General features: G+C 56.9%; 18 protein-coding genes. 4 read left to right on the forward strand and 14 right to left on the reverse strand.

Annotation, left to right across the window (positions count from 1 at the left end):
- Positions 1 to 199: 199 nt before the first annotated feature.
- The 3 genes from rho to HMPREF9241_RS05415 form a co-directional block, all read right to left on the reverse strand.
- A complete protein-coding gene (gene rho, locus HMPREF9241_RS05405; RefSeq protein WP_006681272.1) occupies positions 200 to 1,948 on the reverse strand; it encodes a transcription termination factor Rho in 1,749 nt (582 codons plus the stop codon).
- Between the two features lie 256 nt (positions 1,949 to 2,204).
- Positions 2,205 to 3,149 carry a homoserine kinase gene (gene thrB / locus HMPREF9241_RS05410; protein WP_006681273.1) on the reverse strand — a complete coding sequence of 315 codons (945 nt, stop codon included), beginning with the start codon at positions 3,147 to 3,149 and terminating at the stop codon, positions 2,205 to 2,207.
- A 1-nt stretch (position 3,150) separates the two neighbouring features.
- Entirely contained in the window at positions 3,151 to 4,458 is a 1,308-nt protein-coding gene (locus tag HMPREF9241_RS05415) for a homoserine dehydrogenase (RefSeq protein WP_006681274.1), read from the reverse strand.
- Positions 4,459 to 4,816: 358 nt separating this feature from the next.
- Between HMPREF9241_RS05415 and pflB the strand changes: the two genes are divergently transcribed.
- From pflB to pflA, 3 genes are all read left to right on the forward strand, one after another.
- On the forward strand, positions 4,817 to 6,934 hold the full coding sequence (gene pflB, locus HMPREF9241_RS05420; RefSeq protein ID WP_040318564.1) for a formate C-acetyltransferase: 2,118 nt from the start codon (positions 4,817 to 4,819) through the stop codon (positions 6,932 to 6,934).
- Between the two features lie 75 nt (positions 6,935 to 7,009).
- Positions 7,010 to 7,261: an autonomous glycyl radical cofactor GrcA2 gene (gene grcA2, locus HMPREF9241_RS09735; RefSeq protein ID WP_006681276.1), complete on the forward strand. Its 252-nt coding sequence runs from the start codon at positions 7,010 to 7,012 to the stop codon at positions 7,259 to 7,261.
- Positions 7,262 to 7,424: 163 nt separating this feature from the next.
- Complete coding sequence (gene pflA / locus HMPREF9241_RS05430) at positions 7,425 to 8,354, forward strand: pyruvate formate-lyase-activating protein (RefSeq protein WP_006681277.1); 930 nt, start codon at positions 7,425 to 7,427, stop codon at positions 8,352 to 8,354.
- 231 nt (positions 8,355 to 8,585) lie between these two features.
- Here the strand turns inward: pflA and add are convergent, their stop codons facing one another.
- On the reverse strand, positions 8,586 to 9,611 hold the full coding sequence (add, locus tag HMPREF9241_RS05435; protein ID WP_006681278.1) for an adenosine deaminase: 1,026 nt from the start codon (positions 9,609 to 9,611) through the stop codon (positions 8,586 to 8,588).
- A 206-nt stretch (positions 9,612 to 9,817) separates the two neighbouring features.
- On the opposite strand from add, the gene HMPREF9241_RS05440 reads away from it, so the two are divergent.
- A complete protein-coding gene (locus HMPREF9241_RS05440; protein ID WP_006681279.1) occupies positions 9,818 to 10,720 on the forward strand; it encodes an aldose-1-epimerase in 903 nt (300 codons plus the stop codon).
- A gap of 68 nt (positions 10,721 to 10,788) precedes the next feature.
- Here the strand turns inward: HMPREF9241_RS05440 and HMPREF9241_RS05445 are convergent, their stop codons facing one another.
- The 10 genes from HMPREF9241_RS05445 to HMPREF9241_RS05490 all read right to left on the reverse strand — a co-directional run bounded on the left by HMPREF9241_RS05445 (position 10,789) and on the right by HMPREF9241_RS05490 (position 23,097).
- On the reverse strand, positions 10,789 to 11,565 hold the full coding sequence (locus tag HMPREF9241_RS05445) for a 16S rRNA (uracil(1498)-N(3))-methyltransferase (protein ID WP_006681280.1): 777 nt from the start codon (positions 11,563 to 11,565) through the stop codon (positions 10,789 to 10,791).
- Positions 11,562 to 12,680, reverse strand: coding sequence for a molecular chaperone DnaJ (gene dnaJ, locus HMPREF9241_RS05450; RefSeq protein ID WP_006681281.1), 1,119 nt, complete (start codon positions 12,678 to 12,680; stop codon positions 11,562 to 11,564). Before dnaJ ends, HMPREF9241_RS05445 begins: the two co-directional genes overlap by 4 nt.
- A gap of 67 nt (positions 12,681 to 12,747) precedes the next feature.
- Positions 12,748 to 13,770: a heat-inducible transcriptional repressor HrcA gene (gene hrcA / locus HMPREF9241_RS05455; RefSeq protein ID WP_006681282.1), complete on the reverse strand. Its 1,023-nt coding sequence runs from the start codon at positions 13,768 to 13,770 to the stop codon at positions 12,748 to 12,750.
- A 273-nt stretch (positions 13,771 to 14,043) separates the two neighbouring features.
- Positions 14,044 to 14,844, reverse strand: a complete 801-nt coding sequence (locus tag HMPREF9241_RS05460) for a DUF3097 family protein (protein ID WP_040318631.1) — start codon at positions 14,842 to 14,844, stop codon at positions 14,044 to 14,046.
- Positions 14,845 to 15,260: 416 nt separating this feature from the next.
- Entirely contained in the window at positions 15,261 to 17,219 is a 1,959-nt protein-coding gene (locus HMPREF9241_RS05465) for an OPT family oligopeptide transporter (RefSeq protein ID WP_040318565.1), read from the reverse strand.
- A gap of 235 nt (positions 17,220 to 17,454) precedes the next feature.
- Positions 17,455 to 17,880: a cupin domain-containing protein gene (locus tag HMPREF9241_RS05470; RefSeq protein WP_006681285.1), complete on the reverse strand. Its 426-nt coding sequence runs from the start codon at positions 17,878 to 17,880 to the stop codon at positions 17,455 to 17,457.
- Between the two features lie 103 nt (positions 17,881 to 17,983).
- Positions 17,984 to 19,237 carry a radical SAM family heme chaperone HemW gene (gene hemW, locus HMPREF9241_RS05475; protein WP_006681286.1) on the reverse strand — a complete coding sequence of 418 codons (1,254 nt, stop codon included), beginning with the start codon at positions 19,235 to 19,237 and terminating at the stop codon, positions 17,984 to 17,986.
- Between the two features lie 11 nt (positions 19,238 to 19,248).
- The gene (gene trmB, locus HMPREF9241_RS05480; RefSeq protein ID WP_006681287.1) at positions 19,249 to 20,103 is read right to left on the reverse strand and encodes a tRNA (guanosine(46)-N7)-methyltransferase TrmB; all 855 of its coding nucleotides are present in this window, start codon (positions 20,101 to 20,103) and stop codon (positions 19,249 to 19,251) included.
- Entirely contained in the window at positions 20,100 to 21,956 is a 1,857-nt protein-coding gene (gene lepA, locus HMPREF9241_RS05485) for a translation elongation factor 4 (RefSeq protein ID WP_006681288.1), read from the reverse strand. Before lepA ends, trmB begins: the two co-directional genes overlap by 4 nt.
- A gap of 118 nt (positions 21,957 to 22,074) precedes the next feature.
- Positions 22,075 to 23,097, reverse strand: a complete 1,023-nt coding sequence (locus tag HMPREF9241_RS05490; protein ID WP_006681289.1) for a tetratricopeptide repeat protein — start codon at positions 23,095 to 23,097, stop codon at positions 22,075 to 22,077.
- Between the last annotated feature and the right edge of the window lie 203 nt (positions 23,098 to 23,300).

A 23,300-nucleotide genomic window follows, 5' to 3' on the forward strand; every position in this document is an offset into this window, starting at 1 on the left:
GCAGATCTTCCCACATCTGGTGGCAAGTATCCTTCCGCCTTGGAGTATCCAATTGGAGTATCCAAACGGTGGCGAACCGGTGAACCGATGGCCGACGGCGTCAATTGTGCCACTTTCGGCGCTCTTACGTCTATGTGGCAGGGCCCTCATATGCGTGAAACGCGCGACCTTTTGACGCGCGTTTCACGTCAGGGGGTTCTCAGTCAGCACTGGGAGTGGTCTTTTGGACCATCATCAGGAACTCAGCGTTCGACTGGGTTTCCTTGAGCTTTTCAAGGATCAGTTCCAGACCGGACTGCTGATCCAGCGTGCCGATCACGCGACGAAGCTTCCACATGATGCGAAGTTCTTCAGGCTGGAACAGCATTTCTTCACGGCGGGTACCGGACGCATTGACGTCGATCGCTGGGAAGATACGACGGTCTGCCAGCTGACGCGACAGACGCAGTTCCATATTGCCGGTGCCCTTAAACTCTTCGAAAATGACCTCGTCCATCTTCGAACCGGTCTCGACCAGAGCCGACGCGATGATGGTGAGCGAGCCGCCTTCCTTGAGATTACGGGCACCACCGAAGAACTTCTTCGGCGGGTACAGGGCGGATGCGTCAACGCCACCCGACAGGATACGGCCGGAAGCCGGTGCAGCTAGGTTGTAGGCGCGCGACAGTCGCGTGATCGAGTCAAGAAGAACGACAACATCCTGGCCGAGTTCAACCAGACGCTTTGCGCGCTCTATGGCAAGTTCGGCGACGATCGTGTGATCCGATGCGGGGCGATCGAAGGTCGAGGCAATGACCTCACCCTTGACGATCGAACGCATATCCGTCACTTCTTCCGGACGTTCGTCAACCAGGACGACCATCAGGTGAACCTCGGGATTGTTGATCTCGATAGCCTTCGCGATCTGCTGGATGACCATCGTCTTACCGGCCTTCGGTGGCGAAACGATCAGGCCACGCTGGCCTTTACCGATCGGAGCGACCAAGTCGATAACGCGTGGCGTGTATGCCTTTGCGGACGTTTCGAGGCGTAGTTGCTCATTCGGGTAAACAGGGGTGAGCTTGGAGAACTCGCGACGAGCCTGCGCTTCCTCGATCGACATGCCGTTCACGGAGTCAACGCGAACCAGAGCGTTGTACTTCTGACGCTGCCGTTCGCCTTCACGGGGCTGCCGAACGGCACCTGCAACGGCATCGCCCGCACGCAGACCCCAACGGCGAACGTTGCCAAGGGTGACATACACATCGTTCGGACCGGGAAGGTAACCAGAAGTGCGAACAAATGCGTGATTGTCCTGGATATCCAAGATGCCAGCGATCGGAGCAAACTGTTCGTCTTCGCGCACCTGTTCTTCGCGGTCGCCACGATCATTGCGGTCACGGTTACGACGATTATAGCGATCGTTGCGGTTGTTGCGATCACGGCGACGGTTGTTGCGATCACGGCGGTTACGACCGCGCTCTTCACCTTCTTCCCCTTCGGGAAGCTCAATGGCGTCCAGGGACGGAGCCTTGACGGAAGCGTTTTTTTCCGCTTCGGGCTTCTCACCGCCCTTCTTGGGAGCCGGCAGTTCAATCGTCGCCGGTTCGGTTGGTTCAGCGGTCGCGACGCGACGACGACGCGACTTGCGCTGGGGCTGTTCAGCGTCGTCATTCTTCGTTCCCTGATCCTGGGCAGGCGCCTGGGTAGCAGGCGCAACCTGATCATGTGAAACTTCAGCGGTGGCCACACGACGCGTACCACGGGCACGGCGAGTGGGGGCCTCGTCAGATGAAGCGGAAGCCTTCGTAGCTGGCGCAGACGAGGAAGAAAGAGCTTCGATCAGGTCGGACTTACGCATCTTTGACGTACCCTTGAGACCTTGGCTGGAAGCTAGCGCCTGGAGTTCAGCCAGCTTCATGCCCCGCAATGCAGACCGTGTCTTGGGGGCGACTTGTTCGTTTGTCACGAATGAATCCTCACTGGATATGGAATGCTCTTTTCGAGCAAATGGGGATCTCCCTTTAAAACGGGAGGAATACGTTGCGATAACGCTGATCGCGTGACGTAAGGGATGAGCCACCAAAACGTGGCGGGCCGTAAGACCCGCTTCAAGTGTACCAATCGTTTGTCTCTATACGCACCACAACGTTAAAGTCGTGCGTTTGTGCGCATAAAGTCACACGAGAGTGAAAGAAAACAAAGAAAACAGAACTGAAGGATAATCAGTAGAGCTTCGCCAGTCGCCCGCGAGTAATCGCCGCACCTTTGCTTGGCACGTCAAGAGCCATGACCTTCCAGCCCGCTGATCTGGCGTCCGCGCAGATTTCGTCCGACACCGTCTCCATGGCCAGAACCGTCGGTCCAGCACCAGAAACTGTGGCCGCGATGCCGGCATTGCGCAACCAATCCACCAGCGCAAGCGAAGGCTCCATGGCTTCGCGTCGGTATTCCTGGTGCAAAACATCCGCCGTGGCATCCATCAGCAGATCATGGAACGAGGCCTGCCCCACCGAACGAGCCTGTCCTGAAAGGAGCGCAGAAAGAAGAGCGGCTCGGGCAACATTGAAGCGCGCATCTGTATGGGCGACCACTTGCGGAAGAGCGGAACGGGCCTTTTCGGTTGCCAATTCAAAGTCAGGTATAAAGACGACGGGGGCAATGGTGTGAGGAACCGAGAGTGAAACTGCACCCGGCCGGCCGTTATCGACCCACGCGATTGTTGCTCCACCAGCGATTGCTGGCGCAACGTTGTCGGGGTGTCCTTCCAGTTCGGTACCGATCATGAGGACTTCTTCGTCCGTCAGGACATCCTCGCGTCCGATAAGCGCGCGAGCAAGAAGAATTCCCGCAACGATCGCACTGGCCGATGAACCCATTCCGCGCGAATGAGGGATGCGGTTTGTGCAACGCATTTTCACGCCAACCTGCGGTGCGCCCGCACGATCGAGCGCTAAGCGCATCGCTTGGACGACAAGATTGTCTTCACCGGTTGCAACGTTCCCTGCGCCCTCACCTTCAACGGTGACGCTTGTGTGGACTCCGGAGGTTGCGTGAACTGCAACTTCGTCCCAAAGATTCAGCGCCAGCCCCAGCGAATCGAATCCTGGGCCAAGGTTCGCGCTGGTTGCGGGGACGCAGACGGCAACGAATTCTTCGGTGACTCTCATGTCACTCCCCTTCGACGCGAATCGCGCTGGTGACTTCACGAACCGCGGGCGAGTGCGACAGGGCGTGTGCGACTGCCGCCAGATCCGCTTCGCGGGCAAGGTGGGTTGTCGCCACGATAACGCAGGCACCCGGTTCCTTGTCGTCGCGCTGATGCACAGACTGGATGGAGACGCCGTGGCGAGCGAATATTCCGGCAACATCGGAAAGTACACCAAGGCGATCCTCTACCTGCATACGAATCTGGTAGCGAGTGAAGGCCGTGCCCGGATCAAGAATCGGCAGGTGAGCGTAGACGGACTCACGGGGTGCGTGTCCGCCGAATGCGCGGTGGTGGGCAGCAGCGACGAGGTCCGAAAGAACAGCGGACGCGGTGGGAGCACCGCCTGCACCCTGACCGTAGAACATCAGACGGCCTGCTGCTTCGCCTTCGATGAGGATGGCGTTGAACGCTCCGTCGACACTGGCCAGAGGCGAATCGAGCGGGACGAGCGCGGGGTGGACGCGCATGGCAACGCCGTCTTTACCATCTTCTCCAACACGACGCTCAGCGATGGCAAGAAGCTTGATCGTACGACCGAAGAAGGCAGCTTCTTCCATATCTTCTGCCGTGATCTTGGTGATGCCCTCAACGGCAACATCATCGATTCCGACGCGCGTATGGAAAGCCAACGAGGCCAGAATTGAACACTTTGCTGCCGCATCGAAACCGTCAACATCTGAGCTGGGATCGGCTTCAGCAAAACCGAGCTCCTGGGCTTGATTCAACGCTTCCTCATAGGACAGGCCGCGCGATGCCATCGCATCGAGGATGAAATTGGTCGTGCCATTGACGATGCCCATCACCTTGGTGATGCGGTCACCCGCAAGCGATTCGCGCAGGCCGTAAACGACGGGAACTGCGCCCGCAACCGAGGCCTCGTAGTAGAGGTCTGCGCCGGTTTCAGCCGCAGCAGCATACAGTTCTGGACCGTGAGTAGCAAGAAGCGCCTTGTTGCCGGTCACCACGGAAATGCCCTGTTTGAGTGCTCGGATGACATAGGTTCGGGCTGGCTCAATACCGCCGATCAATTCAACGACAATGTCGTGGCCATCGATGGCCTCTTCGGGATGGGTCGTCAGAAGTGCAGGATCCACATCGTAGTCACGAGGCGCATCAAGCCTGCGGACCGCCACCTTGTTCACGCGTATACGCGCACCTGAACGAGCTTCAAAATCGTCGGCCTGCTCTGTGAGCATGCGGATAACCTGCGATCCGACGGTACCTGCACCGAGAACACCGACTTTCAGTTCGGGGCTACGCTCTTCCACCGAGAAACTCCTTGACCACTCACGCACGTGTTTGCGCTGTTGGTAATGAGCATAGGCATAGATAGGACTCAATACATACGCGCGTCCATTTCTTTGAGAGAGAACAATAGTCGAGCGCGACCTCATGCTTAAAGAACATCACACCCACGTTTAGGACTAACGTCCCTATCCAAAATGTTTATTGTTAACAATTGCGCAAGTTGTGATAACCCGCACCTGTGACAAATGACCTCTGTATGGAAACCCTAACTATGTAGGTACACAATTGTTACAAGGTACCTACCGGTACACATTCGAGAATCATCTAATGCAGTGCGGTACAACGATCGTCCGCAAGCATTTATTGAGAAGAGGAACGATGACAGAGCAGACCGCTCCCAGCATCCCCACACAAGACGCTTGGACCGATTTCAAAACTGGAAATTGGGACAAAGAAATCGACGTCCGCGACTTCATCCAGCGTAACTACACGCCGTACGAGGGCGATGCCTCCTTCCTCGCAGGTCCCACCGAAAAGACGCTCCGCGTCTGGGACACCCTCGAAAAGGAGTACCTTTCCGAGGAGCGCAAGGTCCGCATCCTCGACGTCGACACCCACACCCCCGCCGACATCGACGCCTTCAAGCCCGGTTTCATCTCCTCTGACGACGACGTTATCGTCGGCCTGCAGACGGACGCCCCCCTCAAGCGCGCGATGATGCCCAACGGCGGCTGGCGCATGGTTGAGACCGCCATCAAGGAGGCCGGTAAGGAGGTCGACCCCGAGGTCAAGAAGATCTTCACCCAGTACCGCAAGACCCACAACGATGCGGTCTTCGACATCTACACGCCGCGGATCCGAGCCGCCCGCTCCTCACACATCATCACTGGCCTGCCGGACGCCTACGGTCGCGGTCGCATCATCGGCGACTACCGCCGCGTCGCCCTCTACGGCGTCGATCAGCTCATCGAGTGGAAGCAACAGGACAAGGACCGCTACGCAGACCAGCCTTTCTCCGAGCACTGGGCACGCTACCGCGAGGAACACTCCGAGCAGATCAAGGCGCTCAAGAAGCTGAAGAAGATGGCGGCCGACTACGGCTTCGACATCTCCGGGCCCGCGAAAACCGCGAAGGAAGCGGTCCAGTGGACCTACTTCGGCTACCTCGCCTCTGTGAAGTCGCAGGACGGCGCCGCGATGTCGATCGGTCGCCTCTCTGCCTTCTTCGACGTCTACTTCGAGCGCGACCTCGCCGCCGGTCTCATCACTGAATCCGACGCACAGGAGATCATCGACGCCCTCGTCATCAAGCTCCGCATCACGCGCTTCCTCCGCACGATTGATTACGACCAGATCTTCTCGGGAGACCCCTACTGGGCAACCTGGTCAGACGCAGGCTTCGGCGACGACGGTCGCACGCTGGTCACCAAGACCTCATTCCGCCTGTTGCAGACCCTGCGTAACCTGGGCCCCGCCCCCGAACCGAATATCACGATCTTCTGGGACGAAAACCTGCCCAAGGGCTACAAGGAATTCTGCGCAGCGATCTCGATCGAAACCTCGTCCATCCAGTATGAGTCCGACCCGCAGATCCGCCAGCACTGGGGCGACGACGCCGCCATCGCATGTTGCGTCTCCCCGATGAAGGTCGGCAAGCAGATGCAGTTCTTCGGTGCACGCGTCAACGCTGCAAAGGCCCTGCTCTACGCCATCAACGGTGGTCGCGACGAAATGAGTGGCAAGCAGGTCGTTGAAGGCTACGAGCCCATCACCGGCGACGAGCCACTGAAGTTCGACGAGGTCTGGGCCAAGTACGAAGAGATGCTCGACTGGGTTGTCGGCACCTACGTTGAAGCCCTCAACATTATCCACTACTGCCACGACCGCTATGCATACGAAGCAGTCGAGATGGCACTGCACGATTCCGAAATCATCCGCACCATGGGTTGCGGTATCGCAGGTCTGTCGATCGTTGCTGACTCGCTGGCAGCCATCAAGTACGCAAAGGTCACGCCGATCCGCGACGAAACCGGACTGGTTGTCGACTACACAACCGAAGGCGAATTCCCGACCTACGGCAACGATGACGACCGCGCCGATGACATCGCCGCAACCGTCGTCCACACCGTCATGGACAAGATCCGTCAGATCCCGATGTACCGCGACGCAATCCCGACACAGTCCGTCCTGACGATCACCTCGAACGTCGTCTACGGCAAGGCAACCGGTGCATTTCCATCCGGTCACCGCGCAGGCACCCCATTCGCACCGGGCGCAAACCCGGAGAACGGCATCGACACCCACGGCATGGTTGCTTCCATGCTGTCGGTCGGTAAGCTCGACTACAACGATGCGCTCGACGGCATCTCGCTGACGAACACCATCACCCCGTCCGGCCTTGGCCGTACAAAGGCCGAGCAGATCGACAACCTTGTCGGAATCCTCGATGCAGGCTTCGTCCCGGACGATACCTGTGAAATGATTTCCAGTAACTGATCATTCTTACCGGGAGCGGGGCGCTACCGAGCCCCGCTCCCGAGACCAGACAACACCCATAAGGAGAAAATCATCATGGCAACCAAGACCTACGAAGAGCGCCTCGCAGACATGAAGCTAGCCCGTGAAGAGCGCGGCGAGTCCGACGGCCTGTACCACGCCAACATCAACGTTCTTGATCGTTCCACCCTGGAAGACGCAATCGAGCACCCCGAGAAGTACCCGAACCTGACCGTTCGCGTTTCCGGCTACGCCGTTAACTTCGTGAAGCTCACCCGCGAGCAGCAGCTTGACGTTCTCTCGCGTACCTTCCACCACTCGGCCTGATATCCGCTTTACGCTGGCGTAAAACAGATTCAGCACCTTCCGGTTCGGGGCGCGGGATTCTTCCTGCGCCCCGAATTGCGTCGGTACCTTTAACAATTGCGCACTCACAATGAACAGAGCATGAACGTGCGCCTCGTTCCCTTTCATTCACGATCAGGACACCATGACTGAGCTTTCCCACACCGCCCCCGTAGGCGATGGATCTTCAATCGTTCCTACCGGACCCATTGATTCCCACTCGAAGCTCCGCGATCAAGACTTCCAAGCACCGACCGGTCGCGTGGGCGGTCAAGGAGTCGCAGGCCTGGGTGAGCTGAGCGACATGGAACGCACGGAGCGCCTGCGCAAGATGCATGACGGCACGCTGGGATCCGTTCACTCGTGGGAGCTTGTGACCGCTGTCGACGGTCCGGGAACGCGTCTGACGATTTTCCTTAACGGATGCGGGCTCCGCTGCCTGTACTGTCACAATCCCGACACGTTCTTCATGAAGGATGGAACGCCCGTTGAGATCGACGAGATCCTCGGCCGCATCCGTCGCTACCGTAAGATTTTCCGCACGACGGGTGGCGGTGTCACCCTGTCCGGTGGCGAAGCCATGATGCAGCCGGAGTTTGTTCGTCGCATCCTGGCCGGAGCGAAAGCAATGGGCGTTCACACCTGTTTGGATACGTCGGGGTTCCTTGGCGCGAACTGCGATGACGCGATGCTCGACAATCTGGATTTGGTTCTGCTGGACGTGAAGTCCGGTATCCCTGAGCTCTATAAGAAGGTCACGACCGGCGACCTTCAGCCGACCGTTGACTTCGGTGATCGCCTGGCGGCGCGTGGCACGACACGCGTGTGGATTCGTTTTGTCTTGGTGCCGGGATTGACTGACGGCAAGGACAATATCGAAGCGATCGGAAACATCATCACACAGTGGCGCAATGTCATCGACCGCGTTGAAGTTCTCCCCTTCCATCAGATGGGTCAGGATAAGTGGGATTCACTGGGCTTGGATTATCAGTTGCGTGACACAAAGCCTCCCTCGCCTGAGGCGACCGAGGAAGTTCGTGATTACTTCCGCTTACTGGGCTTCGAGGTTCACTGACGCTCAGTCGCTGTTCGTCCTATCGACGAGGCTCCACATGAGTCTCTATACTCTACGCACATGCACTTTGCGTGTATTTTTTCGTGAAATGGGCGGGTGCTATCAATGAGTAGCACCCGCCCCCACGTTTATTCAGGTCGGAAGTCTCACCGTTCTTGGTACATTCGCCACGAGACGTCACAGGGTCTGACACGATCGGCTAAGTGCCCCCAGTGAAACCAGAAGACCGAGTCAGTTGGCTGCAACAAAAGCGTCGAGCTCACCCAGCAGGCGTGCACGCTCTGCGTCGGAAACCCAAGCGATTTCAAGAGAATTACGTGCCAGCTGAACAAGCATGTCCTTGGTGAAGCCTGCCTGGTCGGCAAGAGCGTAGAAATTGTCGGCAACGTAGCCACCGAAGTAGGCCGGGTCATCAGAGTTGATGGTGACCTTCACGCCACGTTCAAGGAGATCCTTCACTTCCTTGTCCTTCATATCGTGGTTGTTCGCGGTGACGAACGAGTTCGATAGTGGGCAGGAGGTCAAGCCAATGCCCTTATCTGCGACCAGCTGAACCAGCGCATCGTCTTCCACGATGTTCGTGCCATGGTCAAGGCGCTCGGCACCGAGCTCAGTCAGCGCACGACGGATATTGTCGATGGAGCCAACCTGATCAATGTCGCAGTGCATCGTAACATGCAGACCGTTGTCCTTCGCCATCGCGAAGACCTCGGCGAACTTCTCCGGTGGATTATCGCACTCGTCAGAATCTAGGCCAACGGCGAAGAACTTGTCCTTGTATGGCAGTGCCGCCTCAAGGGTTTCTCGCGCGGATTCTGCGCTCATATCACGTAGGAAGCAGAGAATCAGGTCAGCGGAGAGTCCGTCTTCGCGTGCCTTCTCAACAGCCTTGTAGTAGCCGTTGATGACAGTTTCAATCGCAATACCACGCGTGGTGTGAGCCTGGGGGTCGAAGAAGCACTCAGCGCGACGAACACCGTTCGCCTTGGCTCGTGCGAAGTAAGCGGAGGCCAGAGCCTCGAAGTCCTCTTCATCCTGCAGGACATTCATCGCCGGGTAATAGACGGCGAGGAAGGAGGTCAGGTCGGTGAAGTTGTAGCTGGCCTGAACTTCCTCGATGGTCGACTGACCGATATCGACGCCGTGCTTGGTAGCAAGAGCAAGCTTAAGATCGGGTTCAAGCGTGCCCTCAAGGTGGAGATGCAGTTCTGCCTTGGGCAGGCCGGCAACGAATTCACGCGTGACGGTGGTGGTCACGATTCCTCCTTGGTAAGAGTTGTGCGACGAAAGTGTCGTCCACTCATTGTGTCACGACCGAATGACGAACATCTAGCCACTGAACACATCGGTAGAGTGCCAGTTCGTGCCTCGTCAATCTACCTCCCCACTTTGTCACTTTTCGCAACTAAGCTTGATTGCATAATCGTGCGAGTCCACGCATTCACCAACCGTCAGGAGCACCCATGCCTACCCGTCACGCGTCCGGTTACGAAATCTTTCTTTCTTCTGGAGAATATGAGGCTCGGATTGTTACCGTCGGCGCCGGACTCGCCTCACTCACGTACGCAGGGCGCGACTTAGTCGTCGCCCATGACGCGGATGAAATTCCCGAAGGCTACTTGGGGAAAACGCTGATGCCCTGGCCGAACCGTATTGCTGGAGGAACATACACATGGGAAGACATCACCTACACGGTTGACGTGAATGAACCTGCAACCGGCTCAGCATTGCACGGTCTGATGACCTGGGTTGACTGGACGATTATTCACGCTGATTCTGACTCAGCAACACTGGGAGCATTCATCGCTCCCCGCTATGGCTACCCGTGGCCGATTGAAGCGTGGGTAACCTACGCACTCAGCGCCTGCCGTGGTCTGACCGTCACTCTCGTGGCAAAAAACGTCGGCTCCACACCCGCCCCATATGGTGTTTCGTCCCACCCCTACCTGTCACTCGATGGCAAGAAGAATGATGGATACGAGGTTACGATTCCAGCCTCTGAAATCATCCAGGTCGATCAGAACATGGCTCCTGTTGAAACGGTCCCGGTAGATGATCTTGAGCGTGATTTCCGCACTCCACGCCTACTTGGCTCACAATCTGTTGACCATGCTTTCACCGGTTTGCCCGAAGGGGAATGGACCGTTCAACTGCGTGATCCAGAAACCGGATTGACGGTTCAATTGAAGGCTGACACCCCGTGGGTTCAGGCGTTCACTGCTGATTCCATGGGACGAACCGGCATCGCTGTTGAGCCAATGACCTGCCCCCCGAATGCCTTTAATTCAGGCAAGGATCTCATTGTGCTTGCCCCTGGCCAATCCCACACAATGACCTTCACGATCATCGGTTCGATCGAAAGCTGAGGCTTTAACCCATACGAGTACTGCTGGCCGACAGTATTCACTGTCGGCCAGCAGTACATACGCTCGAGTTACAGGCGTCCAAGCGTCGCGCTTAAGAGTGTCGCTCCCACGGCTCCAGCCGTCGACGAGCGAAGAACATTCGCGCCAAGACCAACCAAAGACGCCCCAGCGTCTTGAAGCCAGTTCACTTCTTCGCTCTTCATTCCGCCTTCTGGGCCAACCACCAGCGTCAAACTTGACGCTGTGGTGAATGACGTGGGATCACTGGCAAGGATTGAGCTCAGCGATTCGGTTGCTTCCTCGTGGCAAATTAAAACTTTGCCCCCGGCTTCTCTCTTTGCCTCAACCCATGTGGCGAGCGCTTTTGAGTTGACAACGTCGCCGACGCTGGGGATCCACGCTCGCCGCGCCTGCTTAGCGGCCGCACGAACGACGGATTCCCACTTCGCTTTACCTTTTGAGGCTTTTGAACCGTTCCACCGGACAACCGAATACTCAGATTGCCAGGGAATCACTTGATCAATCCCGATTTCGGTGCAGGCTTCAATTGCCTGTTCGTCTCGTCCAGCCTTTGCAAGCCCCTGAACAAGAATCAGTTGGGGCGTCGCCTGAGGTTCGATCACACGCTGATCGACACGAAGAACAAGACCTTTCTTCGAGGTGGAGAGAACCTCGCACGTGAGCCTCGTTCCGTGACCATCTATCAGGTCGATCCACTCGCCTACTCCGATGCGCCGAACGGTGGCCGCGTGATGGCCTTCAGTTCCTTCAAGCGAGACTGTATCGTCTGCATCCAACTCGCAGGGGACTAGGTCGCCCTCGTAAATGAAAACGGGACGTGTCATTGGCCGGTGAACGCTTCGCGGATCTTGTCGAACATTGACGAGGGACGACGGTCAGGTTCGATACGCGTCTCTTTGCGAAGATTCGCAAGCTGCTCAAGAAGGTCACGCGAACGATCATCAAGCTTCTTCGGGATCTCAACATTCACGTGGACGTGCAAGTCACCGCGACCAGAACGCTGCAACCGACTGACGCCCAAGTTCTTCAGTTCAATATCAGCATTCGGCTGAGTACCAGCCGGGATCTCGACGTGTTGCGCACCGTCGAACGTATCGAGGTCAAACTTCGTGCCCAAGGCCGCCGTTGTCATCGGGATCGTGATCCACGTGTGCAAGTCATCGCCTTGGCGGACGAAAACATCATCCGCTTTCTCGTTGATCTCAAGATAGAGATCACCATTCGGGCCGCCACCGGGGCCAACTTCAGCCTCGGAACCAACCCTGATACGAGTTCCTTCGTCTACACCGGCGGGAATATCAACCGTAATCGTACGACGCGAACGAACACGCCCCTGACCGGCACATTCATGGCAGGGCGATGCAATAATCGTGCCATACCCCTGACAGGTCGGACAGGCTCCACGCGACTGCATACGACCAAACATCGTGTTCTGGACGCGCGTCACCGAGCCCGTTCCATTACACGTCCCGCACCGTGTGGGCTCAGTATCCGGAGCACACATCGAACCATGGCACGAATCGCACAGAATATATGTTCCGTATGAAACTTCCTTCTTCGCGCCGAAAACAGCGTCCTTCAAGGAAATCTCCACGCCGATCAGCTGGTCGGAACCACGACGAACGCGAGGCGCAGGCCCGGAAGCTTGACCGGAGAAACCAGAGAACATCGCATCAAAGATGTCAGAAAACCCGCCACCAGCACCACCAAATGGTGAACCGCCACCACGCAAGGCATCAGGCCCTCCAAGGTCATACATTTGACGCTTCTGGGGATCTAAGAGCGTTTCGTAGGCGACAGAAAGCTCTTTGAAAGCCTCTTCTGACTCGGGTCCAGCGTAGTCAGGGTGTAGCAGACGTGCTTTCTTGCGATACGCCTTCTTAATCTCGTCGACAGTCGCATCCTTTGATACGCCAAGGACCTCGTAGTAGTCGTTCACTCGTCTTCGTTCCTTATGTTCTTTCGTGTGATCACCGCATCGGCGGTGAAAGCTCATGGGAGGTGATCTAGCGATTCAAGTACCGCGAAAGATAGGCAGCAACAGCCCTGACCGAAGCCATCGTTCGCGCATAATCCATGCGAGTCGGGCCAACAATACCAAGGTGAGCACGCGTATCACCACTACGTGGAGGCGCATGGTACGTGGAAGCCACAACCGATGCTTCAGCAAGCGCGTCATGTTCATTTTCCGCACCGATCGAAACATGAACATCATCATCAAGCTGCAGTTCAGAGAACAGGCGCATCAATACCACCTGCTCTTCCAAAGCGTCTAAGACCGGCGCAATATCATGGAAGTCAACCGCTCCCCTAGCAAGATTCGACATACCAGCCATGACGATCTTCGATTCACCACTGGGGCGAAGGAGACGCGCAATGCTCTGGGCAAGAACATCTGCCACATCACGCAAACGCATTTCAAGAAGCGCCTTCAGGGCCTCGACGCTAGCAAGAATCTCATCGGGGCCAAGAGCTGAAAAAACAGCGTTGAGCTTCTCGCGAAGAACCGCAATATCTCCGCTAGTCAACTGCGTACGAAGCTCAATAGTGTCCTGAGAAACGCGTCCGGAATCGGTCACGACAATGACCAGCACGTTGGTCGCAGCAAGATCAACGATCTCTACCCGCTTCAACATCTGCAACGCCAACGTCGGATACTCAACAACAGCCACCTGATGCGTTACTTGCGCCAGCAGACGCACGGTCCGAACAACCACATCGTCCAGGTTCGAAGAGTCCTCAAGGAAATGCTCAACAGCACTGCGCTCCGGGTCACTCATCGGTTTCAACGCGGACAGGGAATCAACAAAAAGTCGGTAGCCCTTATCCGTGGGAACACGACCAGCACTGGTATGAGGCTGATAGATCAAACCGGCTTCTTCCAACAGAGCCATGTCATTACGAATCGTCGCAGAAGAAACACCTAAATCGTGCGACTGAGCAATCACCTTCGAACCCACGGGTTCACGGGTGTGCACGTATTCAGTGACGATCGCTCGAAGAACGCCGAGCCGACGATCGTCGTTCATGTGTCCTCCGTTCCAAGCGAAAACTGACGCGAAGTACCACGCGCCATCGAAGCCGTGATGAAGTATCGGTTTCGACACGAATCTGGCACTCGCTCTATCTGAGTGCCAATTCTACTCCCTGCCCATCAAAGCACCCAGCCGAAGTAACGAGCACAACGTTGGCACTACCTCTTCACAACGGGCACTACTCACGCAAAGTCTTTGCTGACAGTCCCGGCCTCGTCACTACGAAACAACGAACGGCGGTGGAAATATCCCCCAACTGCGCAGACGCTAACGAGTACCGGGTTCAGTGACAAAATCAATCAGCTCTTCAACGCGCCCCAGCAGAGCCGGCTCAACGTCCTTATAATTGCGGACCTGGGCGAGAATTCGCTTCCACCCCATCGCAATATCCGCTTGATTTGCATGCGACCAGCCCAGCGCATCGAGAGTGCCATGCTTAATATCCGTACCTCGCGGAATATCCGGCCAGCGAGTCAGCCCCAGGCGAGCAGGTTTCACGGCCTGCCAAATATCCACAAACGGGTGACCAACAACCAGCACACCGCTAGACCAACGCGACTGAACACGCTGGGCAATCCGCGACTCTTTCGACCCCTCCACAAGGTGATCGACCAGAATACCGGCGCGAACTTCATCAGACGGTCCGAAGACTTCCAGGATCTCTTCAAGATGATCCACGCCCTCAAGCAACTGGACGGCTACTCCCGCTTCTGCCAGATCATCGCCCCACACGTGTTGGACGAGCTCCGCATCGTGGCGACCCTCAACCCAGATCCGCGACTGCTTCGCTATCTTCGGGCCCCCCTTCGGCCCAGCAATCGAACCCGAGTTCGTCACCGCACGCCCACCATGGGTAGTCAGCTGAGGCTTGAGTGTGAGCACATCAGATTCTTGGGGACGAGGTGGCGCAAGCATAACGGGACGGCCCTCCAGCCAGAAACCGCCACCGAGTGGGAAGGAACGGACTGAGCCTCGCCGATCTTCTAATTCAACGACGTGCATGCCACCCGATTTTTCAACGCGAATAACAGCACCAACCCAGCCTGTTGTCACGTCCTCTAACACCATGCCCAGTTCAACCGGGATTTCCTGCGAACGCGGGCGAAGCGCATGTGGCCCATCACGGTGCGGGTCGGAGCTCAAAATATCCGTGCCATACGGGTCGAACGAAGTCGAATATGGGTCGAAGCAGTTTTCTTGGGACATCACTCGACCACACTAAGCAAGATTGCGGGGCAGTGCCTGCCCGAAACGCCGCCGTTGATGACCAGACGGACACGTACGCGCCCGCCCCCCTTCCGCGGATCACCCCTACCAGTTCGGTTATACGAGGCGACAGAATCGGGCTCCCCGCCAAGAAAACGGTGCCTTACACGACACACCCCACCACAGCGCCCCGCCCGAAACGCAGGTGCCCGGCACCCCTCATGGGGCACCGGGCACCTCAGCGCACACTCGCACCAGAACGCGTTAGTTCGCGTTGATCACTTCAGCGTGTCCTTGCGGGTCTTGGAGTACAAGAAGCCGATCACACCAGCGAAAACGACCAAGCCGAGCCACTGAGCAACTCCCGCGAACGAGTCAGGCATGAACGCAAGTGGCGTGTCCTTACCGGAGAAGCCGACGATACCGGCGTAAACGACGCCCCAGAGGGACTCACCGACGATCAAACCGGTGGCAACCAGGGTACCCATGCGCTTTGCCTTCTCGGGATCCTTCTGCTTGACGGCCCACTTGTCGTGGATCATGCCGAGTAGCGCACCGATCGGGATAGTCAGGGTGATCGAGATCGGCAGGTACATGCCCATGCCGACAGCCAGACCGGGGAGTGACATCTTCTTGGTGGTCTTCTTCAGGACCTCGTCAATGATGATGACGACGATGCCGATCAGTGCGCCGATGCCCAACAGGTTCCAGTTCAAGTCTCCGCCGAAGACGCCCTTGATCAAATCAGAGATCAGAGAGGCCTGCGGAGCTGCAAGAGCGTTTTCGCCAGCGCCCGGAGCTCCCTGGAAACCGAAAGCGTTTCCCATCAGGTTCAGAACCGGCGGAATGATGATCGCGCCGAAGAGAACGCCGATGACCAGAGCAACCTGCTGCTTCCACGGGGTTGCACCCACCAGCTGGCCAGTCTTCAGATCCTGCAAGTTGTCGTTCGAAATCGTGGAGATACCGAAAACAACGGCTGCAGTGAACAACGTGTAGGCAACCAGGGCGGACAGTTCGTCACCGGATGCGCTGCCGTGAATAGCCTTCACAACCAGGGCAGCTGCGATAGCGACGATGATGCCGACACCGGAAATCGGCGAGTTGGAGGCGCCAATCAGACCCGCCATGTAACCGCAGACGGATGCAACAGCAAGCCCCGTGATCAGGATAAACAGGATCGAAATGATGATCAGACCCAACGAGTTGTGTGCAATGGCGGTATCCTTTAAAAACAGCCAGAGCAGAACACCGATCGGGAGCATCACCGCAAGGGTCACGCCGATAACGATCTTGCCGGACAGGTCCTGCTCGGTCAGCGGGACAGTTTCGCCCGACTCGCGCTTCGCGGTCGATGCAAGCGAATCCTTAATACCGATGATGATGGGGCCGATCAGCTTGATCAGAGTCCACACTGCTGCAACAGCAATCGCGCCGGCGCCGATCAACCGGACTTCAGAACGGAAGACGGTACCAACCGTGTCAGCCAGAGCCGAGGGATCAACAATTCCCCAGGTCCGCCACGGTAGCAAGACGATGTACGAAATCGCCAGGCCGACGATCATTGCGATACCCACACCAATGCCAACCAGGTGGCCAACACCGATCAGGGCCAGCGAGAACGAAGCCGAAGCCATGGTGCCACCCGCTCCGAACTTGAAAGCGGTGCCGATTTCGGTGCCGAGAACCTTCATCGAACCGAGGATGGCAAAACCAGCTGATGACAGACCGCCCCAGATAATGGCGAGCAAACCACGCTTGGATTCTTCGGCACCTTCGTTGGTGTCGCCAACCTTCAGGACCTCGGCAGCTGCGACGCCTTCGGGGTACGGGAGATCAGAGTGCGTGACCAGTGCGCGACGTAGCGGGATCGAATACATAACGCCGAGAATGCCACCGAGAGCGATGACGAAGACCGACTGCCAGTATGGGAAACCCTGCCACCAACCGACCATGACTAGGCCAGGGAGAACGAAGATGATCGCGGACAGTGTGCCTGCCGCGGACGCGATCGTTTGAACGATGTTGTTTTCTTGGACCGTATGGTCTTTGAAGTAACGCAGAATTGCCATCGAAATGACGGCCGCGGGGATGGAGGTTGCGAAGGTCAGGCCCGCCTTCAGGCCGAGGTACACGTTCGCTGCGGTGAAGATGATGGTGATGATGCCACCGATAATGACGCCTCGCAGGGTCAGTTCCTTCACCGACGTCCCCGTCGATTGTGTTGTCTGGGACATATAACCGGACTCTCTACTTAATAGACTGTGCCGATGGGAGTTTACCACCGCACTATTTCTCAGCAAATTCGGCAAAAGTTTGTCATTGTTGCAGTTCACGTACATGCTCAGCCTCTAGTTTCGCCGACGAGGCAACGCGATGGGACTGCAGGCTGGATTTGAATGGAAAAGCGGGTGATACCGGATCGCTCCGGTATCACCCGCCTCTTGAAAGACTCAGTGCCTTCTATGAAACTCAGTGTTCGCCATGCTCCAAGGCTTCGGCTTCCATGGCTTCTTCGTAGGTCACGTGGATGGTGCCATGTGCGTGCTCCGGCGGAGCGTAGATCGAGTAGACGCGAAGGGGCTCATCACCGATTGCGGTGACGTTGTGCCAAGAGCCAGCCGGAACGAAAATGGCATCATCGTCTGAGGCTTCGGCCTCGAAGGACAGATTATCCTTGGTCGGCCCCATCTGCACCAGGCCTCGCCCGCCTTCGATGCGGAGGAACTGGTCGTGGTCTTCGTGAATTTCCAGGCCGATGTCGTGTCCGGGCTGGATGCACATGACGGTGAGCTGCAAGTTCTTACCAGTCCACAGAGTGGTGCGGTAGTTGGTGTTTTCCATCGTCGCATCTTCGATGTTGACGACGTACGGGTTGGGTCCCATGTCTTGGCTCATTGCGCCCTCCTATTGACGGATCATCTGCGGCCAGTAATGACCGCGCTCCCTTTCAAGAATAGAGGCACCCCTGTAGGGGTGCAGTGGCAACGAGAGATGAAGGTTAGAATCCCATGAGTTCGCGGGTCACATAATCGGCAAGAAGTCGCCCTTTCAGGGTCAGAACGACCCGCCCTTTCAGCGCATGTCCTGCGTCGATCAGCTGGTCTGCGATCAAGCCTGGCAACGCGTGGATATTGATGACATCCGAGACGCGTATGCCTTCGGAGGTGCGCACGGCGAGCATGATTTTCTCCAGTGCTCGAGCATCGGATTCAAGTATTTCGCCCGCGAGCGCCGGAGAAACTCCCGCTTGCACGCGCCCCGCGTAGGCGGTCGGGTGTTTGACGTTCCACCAGCGGTAACGTCCCACGTGCGAGTGCGCGCCGGGCCCTAGCCCCCACCAGTCCCAGTCACGCCAATAGGCCAGGTTATGTCGACTTGCGTGGCGCAGTTCGGTCGGTTCCACGCCAGCTTCGTTTACGTCCGGGCGCGCAAAATTCGAGATTTCGTACCATTTGAAGCCCGCGTCACTAAGGACCTGGTCAGCGAGTTCGTACTTGGTTGCTTCGTCGTCCGGGTCCGGCATGGGCAACTCACCGCGAGCGACCTGCGCACCCATTTTTGTGCCCTCTTCGATCACCAGCGCATACGCACTAATGTGATCCGTTTCCAGGGCGACCGCAGCATCCAACGACCGATGCCAATCATCGATGCTCTCCCCCGGCGCCCCATAGATCAGGTCGACGGACACGTCCAAGCCAGCATCGCGCGCGGCTTGGACGACAGAGGGGACTTTCTGGGGATTGTGCGTGCGGTCCAACGTTGCAAGCACCTGAGGTACTGCTGACTGCATTCCGAAAGAAACCCGAGTGACACCCGCCTCTTTTAGCTTGAGCAGCCCCTTGACGTCGATTGAATCGGGGTTCGCTTCAATCGTGAGCTCGGCTTGGTGTGCGATCCCAAAATGATTTCGCAGGCTATCGAGGATGCGTGCCAGTTCGTCGGTGTCAAGAAGAGTGGGCGTTCCACCACCGATGAAGACAGTTTCGGCTGGTCGCGGTTCAAATCCGGCATTCACGAGGTCGCGCATACCGAATTGTGCTTCGGCTTCAATTGAGCGCGCGTATGAGCCCGGCTCTGCCCCCACGCCGAACCCTGTTGTGTACGTGTTGAAGTCGCAGTATCCGCATCGAACCGTGCAGAATGGCACATGCACGTAGAGCGAAAGCGGACGCCCTTGGTCGACTTCAGCTAATGCTGGCTCAAGATGGCCATCTTTTGGCCATTCAATTCCATCGGGTTGGACCGGAGGCAACAGCCAGCTCCTTATTCCGCCTGATCGGAAGTATTTTCACCCTGGGTCGTACGCGCATTCGTGGTTTCACGAGGCAAACGAACTCCGACAACGTCGTGGGCAACGCGACCTTCGTTAAGGCCTCGGGTTTCGAAGTGCGTGACAATGCGACCTGCAAAGCGAGGGGCAAAACCACCGCGAGTCGGTTGTTCATCGGCTTCGTCGGGGCGCTCGCCTTCGTAGGGATTAGCCAGCAACGGGCATCCCTCTACTACGTCGCGCATCTGCCAGGCGTAGTCGTCCCAATCGGTTGCAAGTCGCCAGATACCGCCGTCAGCGAGGATTCGGGCAACCTCGAGCGCAAACTTGGGGGACACAAGACGACGCTTATGGTGACGCGACTTCCTCCACGGATCGGGGAAGAATGTCCACACCTCGTCTGCGACTGAGTCAGCGAAAACAATCGGGAACGCCTGCTGAGCATCGGCTTCGATCACACGAATATTCGTTGCTCCAGCTTCAACGGCTTTGGAGATCAGCTTCGCAATACCGGGCACCCACACTTCAAACGCCAAGTAATCACGTTCGGGGTGTGTGCGAGCCGCTTCAACGATCTGTTCACCCGTGCCCGATCCGATTTCAACGGTCAGAGGGGCCTTGCGAGCGAAAAGTTGAACCGGATCCAAGCGAAAAGTATCGGCGACAGTCGTATGGCCGATCCCTCGCTCAGGTTCGATCACATACTTCGACGCGTGAGCATCCCAGGTTCGCTGGAGATTCAGCGGGAGCTCACGACTACGACGTGTAAACGACTTGGTCCGCGCGAAGAAGACTTCCCCTTCGGGAGCCTCTCCTGGGCGATAGCTGGGGCGATCCGCCACAATCACTTCTTTCCGGTTGGAACATCCGATGTCAGAGCTGCGATGAAGGCTTCCTGTGGCACGTCCACGCGACCGATGGACTTCATGCGCTTCTTGCCTTCCTTCTGCTTTTCGAGCAGCTTGCGCTTACGCGTAATGTCACCGCCGTAGCATTTAGCCAGCATGTCCTTACGCAATGCCTTGATCGTTTCGCGAGCGATAACTCGTGCACCTACTGCCGCTTGAACAGGGATTTCGAACTGCTGGCGGGGGATCAGCTCCTTCAGACGCTTCGTCATCCGCTGACCGTACGCATATGCAGCATCGCGGTGAACAATCGCGCTGAACGCGTCAACGCGGTCACCGTTGAGCAAAATATCGACCTTCACCAGATCGGCACTCTGCTCGCCCTTCTCCTGGTAATCGAGCGAGGCGTATCCGCGAGTGCGCGACTTCAACTGATCGAAGAAGTCGAACACGATTTCTGCCAGAGGCAAGGTGTAGTGGAGCTCGACGCGGTCTTCGGACAGGTACTCCATGCCCTTCATGGTTCCGCGACGATCCTGGCAGAGTTCCATGATCGTGCCGGTGAAATCAGTCGGCGTCAGGATTGTTGCTTCAACAAGAGGCTCGCGAACCTCAGAGATCTTCCCTTCGGGGAACATCGCCGGGTTTTCAACGATGATCTCGCTCCCGTCTTCTGCAACGACCGTGTAGACAACGTTCGGCGCTGTTGCGATCAAGTCGAGTCCGAATTCGCGTTCCAATCGCTCCCGGATAATTTCGAGGTGCAACAGGCCCAAGAAGCCACAACGGAACCCAAAGCCGAGGGCTGCCGACGATTCAGGTTCGAAGGTGAGCGCTGCGTCATTGAGCTGAAGACGTTCAAGGGCATCTCGCAGATCAGGGAAGTCCGAACCGTCAACCGGGTAGATACCGGAGAAGACCATCGGACGCGGATCCTTGTATCCGGACAGCGGTTCCTCAGCGCCTCGAACGTTCAATGTCACCGTGTCACCGACGCGCGACTGACGCACGTCTTTCACGCCCGTGATGAGGTAGCCTACTTCGCCGGCGGCAATACCTTCGCTGGGCATCGGTTCTGGCGAAATCACACCGATTTCAAGCAGTTCGTGGGTCGCGCCGGTCGACATCATCTTGACGCGCTGGCGCGTGGACAGGGCACCATCAACGACACGAACATAGGTCACCACACCGCGGTAGGTGTCGTAGACGGAGTCGAAAATCATGGCTCGGGTTGCACCGTCTGGGTTGCCATTCGGAGCGGGAACGACTTCGACGATACGATCCAGCAACTCGGCAACGCCTTCACCGGTCTTACCCGACACTTTCAGGACCTCGGATTCATCGCAACCAATCAGCTGAGCAACCTCGGCAGCATACTTTTCAGGCTGAGCACCGGGCAGATCGATCTTGTTCAAAACGGGAATGATCGCAAGATCGTTTTCCAGAGCGAGGTAAAGATTCGCCAGAGTCTGTGCTTCAATACCCTGCGCAGCATCAATCAGAAGAACCGCGCCTTCACACGCTGCAAGCGATCGAGAGACCTCGTAGGTGAAGTCAACATGACCGGGCGTATCGATCATATTGAGCGCGTACGCCTGGCCATCTCGTGTCCACGGCATACGAACAGCCTGAGACTTAATGGTGATGCCACGCTCACGCTCAATATCCATACGATCGAGGTACTGAGCGCGCATATCACGCTGCTCAACAATGCCGGTCAACTGCAACATGCGGTCAGCAAGCGTGGATTTACCGTGGTCAATGTGCGCGATGATGCAGAAGTTTCGCAGGCGTGACTGCTCGGTGTGAGCAGGACGAATCGTTTCCACTTGTGCGGGCGTAGGGATTGGCACGGTACCTCCAATAGATATTCCCCTTTATCGTCCCATTAACGCGCCCCCAAGTGCCAACTATGAGCGCGCGACCTCGCGCACATCACGTTCTTCCGTGTAAAAGAACTGTGTCGCATCCCTACTCTTCACCTTCCATGACAACGATCTGACGATAGCTTTCACTAATCTGGCGGAAGGTTTCGATCTCTTCTTCTTCCAATTCTTCGGGGGGATCATTGACAAGCATCTCTGAGAGGTCGATAACCGCCTGCGAATCATCCATATCAATCGACGCAGCAAGAAGAACACAATGAATCTCAAGTGTCAGCGGATTATGTGCTCCAAGAACCTCTACGCAGTCGGTGAACGTCTGTTTCCACTCTTTCATCGCCTGTTTTCTGCGTCCAAGCAAGAATTTTGTTCGAGCAATTTCCCCGCGCAGGCGAAGAGTTCTTCCATCTTCAAGCCCCCACTTCTTCTTTGAGATCCCATGCAGACTTCTATAGATTTTTAGTGCAGAGTCGTACTTATCAGCCAGCACCAAGGCTTCAGCCAAGTTGTCTTGCGCGGCCATCGCCAGCGAGTCGTCTTCGGCCAAGCGCGTCCCCATATCGCGCACAACGCGCCGATAAATTGAAACGGCCTTTGTAAAGTCACCCCTAGCTTTAGCGGGCATCGCGGAATTTGTTCGCACCGCCCACGCAAGTTCGCTGTGGTTCCCCATGACATGCTCAACATCGCGAATCAGAATCCGGTAGTTCTTATCGATATTTTGATAGTTTCCCAGCGTCACCTGCCAGTAAAGCTCAGAATTACGGGCAACCAACACATCCTCATCCAACGGTCCCAGGTTGTCCATTCCGATCTCGGTGGCGATACGTGCCACGCGAAGACAGTCGCTTGCTTGGTCATTGAGCGCATACCAATCAACAAGTGCGCGAGCAATCGTCAACCGCTCGTGCACATCAACTGATTCGTCCTTGATCAGCTCCTCAATCTTTGCGATTACCTCGCCCGAGTCTGATTGGAGAGCCTCTTCCATACGCTCGCGCACACGCATGTGCGAAAAACCCGTGCCACTCCCGCCCCAGTCAGGGGCATGCGAATCGGCGGGATTCCCTGCCTCGTCGATAGGGGTGGCAGACGTGCACTGAAGTGCCATGATCGCGTTCCTCCTTGTACGCATTGGTCACTGGTGCACCCACTATCTGCCTTCGATGAAAAGTGCGCCATCTTCCCAGTGGCAAATTGTGGATAACTCAGGGGGTGTGCACTGTGTGGATAACTTCGCGCCCACCATCACGCGGAAGTCGGAATCCTCGTGTCACACTTGACCGCAGAAAACAGTAAGGAAGGACCTCACGC

The sequence above is a fragment of the Schaalia turicensis ACS-279-V-Col4 genome (assembly GCF_000296505.1).
Taxonomy (GTDB): Bacteria; Actinomycetota; Actinomycetes; order Actinomycetales; family Actinomycetaceae; genus Pauljensenia; species Pauljensenia turicensis_A.